We start from the raw sequence: 11,143 nt of genomic DNA, 5'->3' as shown, positions 1-11,143 counted from the left end.
AAGGACGAGTCTCTGCATAATATCAAATTAGGTAACAATAAAAAACGACAGATATACAAAATACCCAAAGAATAAACAACCCCACTTGGGAAATCATACCTCTTCTAAATGTGTACTGGTAGAACTGTAATCTGGTTTCATACGCTGGTTTTGCTGATCTTGAAATAAAGACGGACAAAGACTACCCAGGACGTAAAAAAAATAAAGATAATTAGGCTTTATAAGTGGAATCAGTATGCATACCCTACAAATACCCGTTTTCAAAATACCATCTTCACCCCTCCATTGCAGAAACCCCATACCAGCCTCGCAAAACATATTTTTAATATATTTAAAAACCCATTGACACTTACAACATGAAATCCCTACACGCACCTCTCAAAATAAGATTAATCTATGCATTATTAATCCTTATCGTTATAATTTTGGGTCTTCTATCCAGAAAAACGGTAATGATTCCACTCATCGTTGGCGATGTACTCTATGCAGTCATGATGTTCCTCATTATAAGATTTTTTCTCCTTAGATCAAGCTATAGAAAGATTGCACTAATTAGTTTATCCATCTGTTACCTGATCGAAATCAGCCAACTTTATAGTGCCCCCTGGATAGACCAGATCAGAAATACAACCTTAGGTGCTCTAGTGTTAGGGCGTGGATTTTTATGGAGTGATATGATTGCTTACACAATAGGCGTTGCTATCTGTATATTGACAACACCGTATTTGCCAATGCAAAAAGATACGACCAACCCCCATTAACCCATATCTGCACCTATATCTGCACCCAGATGCGCACCCAGAAAAATATGTTTTCATGATCAAGCCTCAGAATCTGTAAGATTCAGCGCGATCATAAAACATATTTTTAAATAAATTACGCAATCATTCCAGCAAGACTTCCTAGCTGCTTTAATTTAAACTTCAACTCATCAGACCAGGTTAAACCAATACAAAGCCTTATACAATTTTCATACTGATCCTGCAGCGTAAACATACGCCCCGGTGAAATACTGATACCTTGTTTAATCGCCAGATCATATAACCTGATCGTATCAATTTCCTTACTGAATTCTACCCAAAGCGCAAGGCCACCCAGAGGTCTGCTGATTTTAGTTCCTTCAGGAAAATACTGAATTATAGCATCAACATAATTTTGATAATTATCTTGCAGCGTCCGGCGAAGCTGACGCAAATGATGATCGTATTTTCCCCTCTTGAGGAAATTTGCAACCGCTTCCTGCACCACAGAAGGGGAAGATATGGTATGAATTAATTTAAGTTTTAATAGTTTCTCTTTGTATTTACCCGGGGCTACCCACCCCACTCTGTAACCCGGTGCCAGGTTTTTTGAAACAGAACTGCACCACAAAACATTTCCTTCTTTATCAAATGACTTACAGCATTTTGGACGTTGAGTACCAAAGTATAGATCGCCATAAATATCATCCTCAATAAGTGGGATTTGATGCCTGGACAATAGCTCTACAACCTCTTTTTTATGATCATCGGGCATACAGCTTCCTAGTGGTGTATTGAAATTAGGGACCAGCAGGCAAATGTCAATTTTATGAATAACCGCTTTCAACGCCTCTATCTCTAAGCCTGTAACTGGATGCGTGGGCAGTTCCAACACTTTAAATCCAAGATTTATGGCCAGTTGCAAGGTGCCAGAATAACAAGGGCTTTCCATAGCAATTGTATCACCCGGCTTTCCTAATGCCATCAAACATAAAGAAATGGCATTTATTGCGCCATTGGTTGTCACCAGATCATCTTCATGCAAGCTTCCTCCCCACGACAAGGACCGTGCAGCAATCATCCTCCTCAATTTCACATTGCCTTGTAAAGGCTCATATTCTGCACCACCTTCCCTCAATGCACGCGTTGCATATATAATTTCTTTTTTCAGCTTTGCCAACGGTAATAAATCTCCTGAAGGAACAGCAATGGAAAAAAGAGTGAGCTCACGACTTCCCATATGGGCATATACTTTGTCAATCAACTCATTTGGTTCCACATCCTTGGCTACAGATGATGGCTGGCTCACTTCCGGCAAGGGGAGCTTTAAGTAGGAACGCTGGCTTACAAAATAACCTGATTGAGGCTTTGACTCAATTAATGATTGCGCTTCCAGCTCCATAAATACCCGCTTTGCGGTATTCATACTAATCTGATGTTCTTTACATAATATTCTTACAGAAGGCAACTTATCTCCAGGTTTTAAAACCCCATTGGTAATCTGGCTGCCTATTCCCTTTGCAATCTCATTATATAAAAAATCTCTGGTCATCCAGCAAAGGTAACTGTATCCATTAATAAACACAAAACTGATACTGTATTCATTAGTATAGCTCCTTTACTTTCGTATAAAATTATAATCCCATATCATGAATAATAAACTTTTTCTTGGCAAACCAACTGGAAATACTGACAAGGGCTGGATCAATGGCTTTATCGGTGTATTGATATTTAGTGGCTCTCTACCTGCTACAAGGCTGGCCGTATTGGACTTATCTCCAATGTTTGTAACCGCTGCCCGGGCCAGTATTGCTGCCCTGCTTGCACTTTGTATCTTATTCTTCTTCAAAGAAAAGAGACCTGCAAAAGCCCAGCTTTTCTCATTAACAATTGTATCCCTGGGCGTTGTCTTTGGTTTTCCTCTGCTCTCTGCTCTGGCTCTTCAATATGTTACTTCAGCACATTCACTGGTGTTTCTCGGCATGCTTCCGCTTACGACAGCAATCTTTGGTGTAATTCGTGGGGCGGAGCGTCCTCGTCCAGTATTTTGGGTGTTTTCTATCATAGGCAGTTTACTGGTTGTCGGTTTCGCCGTGGCCCAGGGGATTACAGCCTCGCCCACTGGTGATATCTTAATGCTACTTGCCGTTATTCTATGTGGGCTTGGTTATGCAGAAGGTGCGCAACTTTCCAAAACATTGGGTGGTTGGCAAGTGATCTCATGGGCGCTGGTTCTGGCGTTACCAATCATGGTACCTATGGCACTCTTCATGTTACCGCCATCACCTTCGGCTATTGGCACTTCAGCCTGGATGGGGCTTGCTTATGTATCTGTATTCAGTATGCTCATTGGTTTCATATTCTGGTATCGTGGCCTGGCCCAGGGTGGTATTGCAGCTGTTGGACAGTTACAGCTCCTTCAACCTTTTTTTGGTTTAGCTCTGGCAGCTACGCTACTACATGAAAAAGTAAGCATTGGTATGTTGGCGATAACCCTTGGCGTTATTCTTTGCGTTGCCGGATCCAGGAAATTTGCAAAGTAAACAACAAGAAGATCATGCAAGGAGATTCCGATTCAGTTATAGAAGTGCCTAACTTGCAAATGGAAGATCCACAAAAAAAGTAGTCTGTTCTCCTGGGCTACTTTCAAACCAAATCGCTCCGCCATGCGCCTCTACAATCTGTTTAGAGATGGCCAACCCCAAGCCGAAAGCCTGTTCTCCCGCCGTACCCGTTCTTTTCGCATCGGTGAACATGTCAAATATCCTGTCCTTCATTTCTGGCGGTATGCCAATACCATGATCTTTTACAGAAATCAGAACACTCTCTGCTTTTGGTGCCATCTGTATATCAATAATACCTCCTTCAGGGCTAAATTTGATGGCATTTGCAATCAGGTTACTCATCACCCGCCATAACTTCTCCCTGTTTGCAGGCACAGTCAGTGATCGTGTTTGAAGCTTGATCTCCTGCCCTTTGGCTTCAGCTTTATTTTGAAGCAGAGACACGCAATATTGCAGCATCTCTCCTAGATCAACGGGTTCCTTTGTGAGCTCTTCTGTTTTAAATTGTGTCTGCAACAGATCGCTCACCAGTTCAAGCGAATTTTGACTGGCTTCTTTGATCATTTCGAGCATGGTGCGTTCTTCGTCATCTCTGGGGCTATCCAGCATTATGCCCGCAAGTGAGGTAATTGCTCCAATTGGATTTCTTAGGTCATGCGCCGCAATCTTCATCATTCTGGTATTATCATTCTGACTTTGCTCAAGTGCAATGAGCGTTTCTCTCATTTGCGAGTTTTGATTAATGATCTGCTTATTTAAATGTTTTACCCGTTTCAAGTTATGCCTGATGACGAGTAATACCGAAACAGTCAGAAAGCAGGCCAATACCACTAATATCAGTAAGACATTTTGGTATTTAGAACGTTGCTTTAAAGATTTTATCTGTTCTTCCTTCAGTGCGTAGTCCAGATAATCTACACCAGATTCGTTATTTATCTTTTCCTGTTCATCATGTAACCTGATCAGTTGTTTACCATAAACTGAAGCTTTAAGATTATCGCCTGCCGATGTATAAAGATCAAATAGTTTTCTGGCCAATAGCTCATTATAGATAAGGTACCCGTTTTTTTCAGAAATATCAAGACCCTGCTGATAATACTTTGCTGCTTTTACAGGATCTGTTTTAATCAATTGATCACCCATATCAATCAGCATATCCATACTCACATAATAGAGCTTTTTATTCAATGCCTCTGTAATTGTTGTATCCAGCAGCGCCAAACCTTCCGTTCTGTTGCCATGGGCAATCCTGTCATCGGCGGTCAGTTGCCCAATGGCAACCAATGTTCTTTCGTCTTTATATTTTGCGGCAATACTTCTGGCGTTATTCAGATAATACCGCATTGAATCCCGGCTAAATGCCGTGGGGTATAACAATAAATAATTATAGATGACAAGAGACATAATGGAATCCTTACTCAATTTCTTCCCCTGTTTTAAACTGGCCTTAAACCATTGTTTTGCCTTGTCGTCTTTCCCAATCTCCTTATATACCATCCCGATATTCATCAGGGTTTGTACGCTGTTCACAGAATCTTTTTGCCCTTTATACAGTTGGTAAGCATCATTATAATAGCGAAGTGCAAGTTGGGTGTTGCCTTTCAAATCAAAAAAAACACCCAGATTGTTTAGTGCATCGGCCTCGCCCTTTTTATATCTAAGTCGCCAGGCCATTTCCCTTGCCTTTTTACCATAGTAAAATGTACTGTCTACATTTCGCTCGTACATGAGCATACCGATCCTGTTGATTGCATCAATGTAGCGTAAACTGTCCTTGATTTTTGGCAACGATGCTTTAAGATTATCCAGTTCATCAGGCTGAGCATTGCAAATGCCTTCAGACAAAAACAGAATAAGACAAAACAACAAGGTTTTTCTCATTAGATGGGAATTTACATAACAAAGAGTGATTGATATAAAGATAAACTTATTTAAAACATTTTTTTTAATTACCTGTTTAAAATAACACGCTTACTCTCTCTCTTATGAAAAAACTAATTACTCTATTAGTTCTTGTGTTCATCAGCACGACCACCTTCTCTCAAGGTCACTATAATGGTTCCTCTTTTAATCCTGGCGATTATTTTGTCCCTCATGCAGGATTTATCATTCCGGTTTATTACGGTTACGCCGACATGAATTACTACAATGTCATTATACCCGACAGATCAGTGAGGATATTGGTACCGAAGAAACTTTGTTGTCTGACAGGATCTGGGGCATAGGAGGATACAGTTCTTACTGGATCACTCCTGGTAAAATTGGATTAATGGGCAGGTCAACACAAAACTTTGCAGCTAAAAATAGATTTTCGGGTACAGCGGTACAGTTTGGTGTGAATTTTCTGCTGCCAAGCCATTAATGCTATTATGGCTTTTACCTAACAATGACAAGGTCATTTATCCAAATGCTGAGGTCAAAGAGTATATTTGAGCTCAGTAAATACGATTACGAGTATGAGTAAGAAAAACCTGAATTTAAGATGGTCAGATCTGGACCCTAATTTTCATCTGCGCCACAGCAGTTATTATGATCTGGCGGCACAGGAAAGAATTGAAATATTAAATGAATATGGGATTACCATAGACCTGATGAAGACCGAGAACGTTGGGCCGGTTCTGTTCAAAGAACAATGTGAATTTAAAAGGGAGATCCATCTCAATTCCAAAATACATATCATAACCAAACTGCTGAAGATGAAGCATGACGGTTCTTTCTGGGTCATCCAGCATGAGTTTCTCGCAGAAGACAATACACTGCATGCATTAATTAAGGTAGAAGGTGCATGGATTAATACCATCAAAAGAAGATTAGCTAGGCCTGTTCCTGATGCTATATTTTCTGGATTGGATAAATTTCCAAAAGCAGATGATTTTGAATTTGTTTAATGAAATGGGGGCTCTACAACTCCCCTAACCTTTCATCTTCCTTGCTCTGAACTATTTTCTCAGTATACACAAGTTTCCCCGCTCTATTCCTTTTTAACATTTCCTAACAGAGCGATCTTACCTCCTCTCATTGCCAAAATGTAAGAGTTAGAACCGTTGAAAAAGAAGTTATTGCGCATCAGCGGATTACCTATCTGGAAGAAAAATTACCAGATAAAAAATTCCTTCGTATTCATCGTTCTTTTTTAATATCCATAGACAAAATCCGGTCTTTTAACGCTGCATTCCTTGAAATTGGATCCATTGAACTTCCTATCGGCGGCTAATACAAAGCGGAGGTGATGTGTCCACTTACCAGACTTAGAAACCTGAGGCTATCCTCTGTTCATTTGTGCACAACAAGTGTTCGGTTTCGGTCACTATATATCGGGTAAATCCCTCAATACAGCTTCTGAAGCAGGTAAATAGATTGTGGTGTAATATTGGCACAGCATTGAAAAACCGGCTAGTACTTTGTAAATTAACATATATGTTTAAATTAAATCTTAAAATTGCATTACGAAACCTATTCAAAAATGGTGTTTCTTCCTGCATTAATGTAATTGGACTGGCCATCGGGCTAGCCGCTTGCTTTCTCTTATTGCTGTATGTATCTTATGAATGGAATTTTGACAAGCAATCAAAAAATGCCTCTGATGTGTATGTTGCAATGACGAATGTGAGCGACGATAGCGGAAAAATCGTAGCCACCTTTGACGGTACAACAACAGCCTTTGCTCCCCTGGTAAAACAAGGGATCCCTGAAGTTAAATATATTGCACGAATGAACTATGGCTCTAAAAAACTGATTGCAAACGGTCAAAATACCTTTAAGAGACAGGCCAAGTTTGCAGAGCCTGATCTGCTGAACATATATGATTATAATTTTATTCAAGGCAATCCCAGAACCGCTTTAAATAATCCAGAATCTGTTGTCTTAACAGAAAGCACCGCAAAGACGTTATTTGGTTCTACAGATGTATTGGGTAGATCTGTAAAATATGAAGCACAAAATGATCTAATTGTTTCTGCGGTAATTAAAGACCTGCCGGAAAACAGTTCCAATAGATTTGATTTTTTAATGCCCTGGTCATTCTATGAAACAGTAAATCCAGATGCAAGAGGGTTGAACTGGAACAACTATAGCTTTTCAACATTAATGAGGTTGAGCCCTGGCTCCGATATCCCGTCGGTTAACAAAAAACTGGATGATCTGATCAAGCGTAATCAACACATCACCGGAGGTGTTATACCCCACTTTCTTTATCCGTTATCCAGTATGCATTTGCATGGCAAATTTGAAAATGGTAAGAGTGTTGGTGGAGCAATCGATCAGATTTGGCTTTTTACAGGTCTGGCCTTTGGAATTTTGTTGATTGCCTGTGTTAATTTTATGAATATGGCCACAGCAAAATCAGAGAAACGGGCAAAGGAAGTCGGCATTAAGAAGACAATAGGTGCGACCAGAAGTTCGCTAATTCTACAGTTCCTGATTGAATCTATGGTTCTGGCAGTTATCAGCATCGTAATCGCTCTTGCTTTGGTGGAGGCTTTTCTTCCGGCCTTTAACCATTTGTTGAACATAAACATGGGCATTTCATACTTCAATTTATACAATTGGGCCAGCTTGCTCGGAATCGTTTTGGTTACAGGACTGGTTGCGGGGAGCTATCCTGCATTTTACCTGTCTTCGTTTAATCCCGTAGAGGTATTAAAAGGAAAAGTTCCAGGAAGTTCCTGGCTTTCTGTAAACCTGAGACAGATACTAATGGTAGGCCAGTTTTGTTTTACCGTATTGCTTATCATATCTACTATGGTGATCTACAAGCAGATACAATATATAAAAAACCGACCGATTGGCAGCAATACAAATGCCCTGATAGAAATGCCCCAGGATGGAGATTTACAGTTAAAATATGAACTGTTTAAAGAACAACTGCTTAAATCTGGTGCAGTTTCCAGTGTTTGCCAATCATCAGTATCCTTGGTGCATCATAGTTCCTTTATCAAAAATGTACAGTGGCCCGGAGCCACCCCTGCCGAAAGTGACATTCTGTTTAACCGGGTTGGTACAACCTACGATTTTATCAAAACCAATGGATTAAAACTGCAAAGTGGAAGAGATTTTTCAAAACAATATGCTTCAGATACTGCTGGTGTATTAATCAGTGCTACTGCCGTAAAAGCGATGAATTTAAAGCAGCCTATAGGCACAATCCTTAAACTTGCTGGTCAGGAGAAAAAGGTTATAGGTGTATTTGAAGACTATGTATGGGATTCTCCTTACAAATCCAATACACCGCTGCTGATTTCATTTGACAAAGATTATACAGGTTACATTACGATGCGGCTTAACTATACAGGCAGTCTGCAGAAAAATATAGAAACTGTAACTAAGATCAGTAAGGAACTTAATCCATCCTATCCCGTTGAATTGCGTTTCACAAGTACAGTGTATGAAGAAATGATGCAAAAAGAGCAAAAACTTGGTGTCCTATCCAATATATTTGGCGGACTGGCAATTTTTATCTCATGTATGGGTTTATATGGTCTGGTTTCTTTCAGTGCAGCACAACGAACCAAAGAATTTGGCATAAGAACGGTTCTTGGTGCCTCTGCTTCGCATCTAATGCAGTTGCTCTCCCAGTCTTTCCTGAAAATGGTCTGCATTGCTATACTTATATCAGTCCCGCTGTCTTATTACCTGATGGACAAGTGGCTTCAAAACTTTGAATTCCGTACCTCAATTTCCTGGTGGGTAGTTGTTGCAGCTTCTTCACTAACCCTAGGTATCGCGTTGCTTACCATTAGTTTCCAGTCTTATAAAAGCGCCGTGGCAGATCCGGCAGAGGCTTTAAAATATGAATAACTCTATAGATACATTAAATAACCATGTGGCCGAATGCATCCAGTTGAAGGAGGTTCTGGAAGAAGTATTGAAAGTTGGCGTACCCCTTGATTTTTACAGGAATGTAGAGGAGGCATTTCATTTGCTGATTGCAAACCGTCCTAACCAGGCAGTAAATACATTCGAAACTTATAGTCAATTGACTTCACTTTTCCGTGTAATGGAACGGAATAAAGATGCTGTAGAGGCTATGATTGCAGAAATTAACTCCACGATCCTTACATTTGAAGAAAAATACTGGGACCAATGAACGCCGAAACCAAACAACTGAATACGGCAGGATTAGTGGTCATAAAAAAAGGAAAACTCTATCATTTGTTTTAAAGTGGTCTATCTGGTCTGATTTTTGTAAAAAAAAGCAGAAAAATAATCTATTTATACAAATGAAAAAGAAAACCAACTTAACTATTGCGCTGATTGCGATTGTATTCACCTCATTTACAACAAAACTACATGCTCAATCTGCAAAAGTAACGCTCTCTCCTGAATTACTCGTTCCGTTCAGTAAAGCGTACAACGTAGGTATTGGTGGTATTTTAGAAGCAGAATGGCCAGCAGAACGCAAATTGGGTTTAACATTAGCTACAGGTGTGGAAACCTTATTTCCAAAGCATGACTGGTACGAGAACTATACCTTTTTGCCTTTAAAAGGTGGAATTAAGTATTATGTTGACAAGCAATTCTTTTTAAACTTCAATTTAGGTGCAGCTGTTGGATTTAATGGCTATGGTACAAACTTCTTAGTTGGAGGTGGTATTGGTTATAAAGTGAATAACCGCATTGATCTTGGTTTCAGAATTGAAGACGCCGGTACATCTTATGCAGCCTTAAAAGTTGGCTTCAGATTATAATTACGGCTTAAATTTTATCATCCTGGCCCGGCTGGGATGATAAATTATTCTCTTTTCCAAATTTATTCAATTTGTTCATTAGGCAGAAGCATGGAATTTTCTATATTTGCAGCCTCATGAGTTTACCCCTTCGCATTACGTATAAAGATACCGATATTAATTTTTCTATTTTAGGAGAAAAACCTTCTTCTAACACCAACGAAATCAACATATTACTCCATGGAAAAGAGTTGAAACTAATCCGTTCCGATAAAACCTGGGACCTTAGCGACACGGAAGAAGAAAGCCTGGATCGGGAATTGATCAATGCAATCGGCAAAGCCATTTCCCTTCGGTATAGATTTTAGAGCCTGTTGTTTCCGGCCATTGTTATAATTATTTGACAATAAATTCCTAAATATGGTATAAATTAGATGCCATACAGAATCTTATTATATGTCAGAAACAGCTGCGCAACAATTTTCGGAATTACCCCCCTCTACTTTTGGTTTCTTAAATACGCTAAAGAACAACAACAACAGGGAATGGTTCAATGACCATAAAACTGAATTTCAGAAAGAACAAAAGTCTATTGAGATATTTGCAGATGCTTTGCTGGAGAAATTATCAGTTCACGATGTGATTGAAACTTTATCAGGCAAAAAGAGCTTATATCGGATCTATCGTGATACACGTTTTTCGAAAGATAAAACTCCTTATAAAACTCATTGGAGCGGCAGTTTTAAGCGGGCAACCAAATATCGCAGGGGTGGATATTATTTTCATATTGAACCCGGAAATAGTTTTATCGGTGGAGGTTTCTGGGGACCTGTGCCAGAAGATCTGAAACTCATTAGAGATGATATCGCTTTTGATCCCTCCTCTTTGAGAAAAATACTGGCTAATCCTACTTTTATTTCCTTGTTTGATACCTTGCATGGAGAGCAGCTCAAAACAGCACCTAAAGGCTATGATCCCGGCAACGAGGCTATTGATTTACTTCGCTATAAGCAATTTCTGATTTCCAGAAAGTTTTCAGACAAAGAAGTATTGAGTAAAAACTTTCTGGAAGAGGTTAACCGTACTTTCATGGGGATGCGTCCATTTTTCGACTATATGAGCGAGGTGCTTACAACAGACATTAACGGATTGCCAATATAGCTACTAGTCTTAA

At 39.6% G+C, this 11,143-nt stretch carries 10 protein-coding genes and 1 pseudogene; 9 read left to right on the top strand and 2 right to left on the bottom strand.

Going from position 1 to position 11,143, the window contains the following annotated elements:
- Positions 1-356: 356 nt before the first annotated feature.
- A complete protein-coding gene (locus DBR11_RS28910) occupies positions 357-761 on the top strand; it encodes a DUF2809 domain-containing protein (protein WP_108555985.1) in 405 nt (134 codons plus the stop codon).
- 115 nt (positions 762-876) lie between these two features.
- On the opposite strand, the gene DBR11_RS28905 is transcribed toward DBR11_RS28910, so the two are convergent.
- Positions 877-2,292, bottom strand: a complete 1,416-nt coding sequence (locus DBR11_RS28905) for a PLP-dependent aminotransferase family protein (protein ID WP_108555984.1) — start codon at positions 2,290-2,292, stop codon at positions 877-879.
- A 97-nt stretch (positions 2,293-2,389) separates the two neighbouring features.
- Between DBR11_RS28905 and DBR11_RS28900 the strand changes: the two genes are divergently transcribed.
- Positions 2,390-3,283, top strand: a complete 894-nt coding sequence (locus DBR11_RS28900) for a DMT family transporter (protein ID WP_108555983.1) — start codon at positions 2,390-2,392, stop codon at positions 3,281-3,283.
- Positions 3,284-3,331: 48 nt separating this feature from the next.
- Here DBR11_RS28900 and DBR11_RS28895 read toward each other — a convergent pair whose 3' ends face one another.
- Complete coding sequence (locus DBR11_RS28895) at positions 3,332-5,185, bottom strand: tetratricopeptide repeat-containing sensor histidine kinase (protein ID WP_108555982.1); 1,854 nt, start codon at positions 5,183-5,185, stop codon at positions 3,332-3,334.
- A gap of 575 nt (positions 5,186-5,760) precedes the next feature.
- On the opposite strand from DBR11_RS28895, the gene DBR11_RS28885 reads away from it, so the two are divergent.
- The 7 genes and pseudogenes from DBR11_RS28885 (at position 5,761) to DBR11_RS28855 (ending at position 11,130) form a co-directional block, all read left to right on the top strand.
- A complete protein-coding gene (locus tag DBR11_RS28885; RefSeq protein WP_108555981.1) occupies positions 5,761-6,192 on the top strand; it encodes a thioesterase family protein in 432 nt (143 codons plus the stop codon).
- 140 nt (positions 6,193-6,332) lie between these two features.
- Positions 6,333-6,518: pseudogene (locus DBR11_RS30715) on the top strand (LytTR family transcriptional regulator DNA-binding domain-containing protein); the annotation flags it as partial.
- A 203-nt stretch (positions 6,519-6,721) separates the two neighbouring features.
- A complete protein-coding gene (locus DBR11_RS28875) occupies positions 6,722-9,100 on the top strand; it encodes an ABC transporter permease (RefSeq protein ID WP_108555980.1) in 2,379 nt (792 codons plus the stop codon).
- Positions 9,093-9,389, top strand: coding sequence for a hypothetical protein (locus DBR11_RS28870; protein ID WP_108555979.1), 297 nt, complete (start codon positions 9,093-9,095; stop codon positions 9,387-9,389). Before DBR11_RS28875 ends, DBR11_RS28870 begins: the two co-directional genes overlap by 8 nt.
- A gap of 133 nt (positions 9,390-9,522) precedes the next feature.
- Positions 9,523-9,990 carry a hypothetical protein gene (locus DBR11_RS28865; RefSeq protein WP_108555978.1) on the top strand — a complete coding sequence of 156 codons (468 nt, stop codon included), beginning with the start codon at positions 9,523-9,525 and terminating at the stop codon, positions 9,988-9,990.
- A 116-nt stretch (positions 9,991-10,106) separates the two neighbouring features.
- Positions 10,107-10,337 carry a hypothetical protein gene (locus DBR11_RS28860; RefSeq protein ID WP_108555977.1) on the top strand — a complete coding sequence of 77 codons (231 nt, stop codon included), beginning with the start codon at positions 10,107-10,109 and terminating at the stop codon, positions 10,335-10,337.
- Between the two features lie 88 nt (positions 10,338-10,425).
- Positions 10,426-11,130, top strand: coding sequence for a DUF2461 domain-containing protein (locus tag DBR11_RS28855; protein WP_108555976.1), 705 nt, complete (start codon positions 10,426-10,428; stop codon positions 11,128-11,130).
- Positions 11,131-11,143: the final 13 nt, after the last annotated feature.

The organism is Pedobacter sp. HMWF019 (assembly GCF_003061025.1).
In the GTDB taxonomy this organism is placed as follows: Bacteria; Bacteroidota; Bacteroidia; order Sphingobacteriales; family Sphingobacteriaceae; genus Pedobacter.
This window is presented reverse-complemented; position numbering and strand designations above follow the sequence as displayed.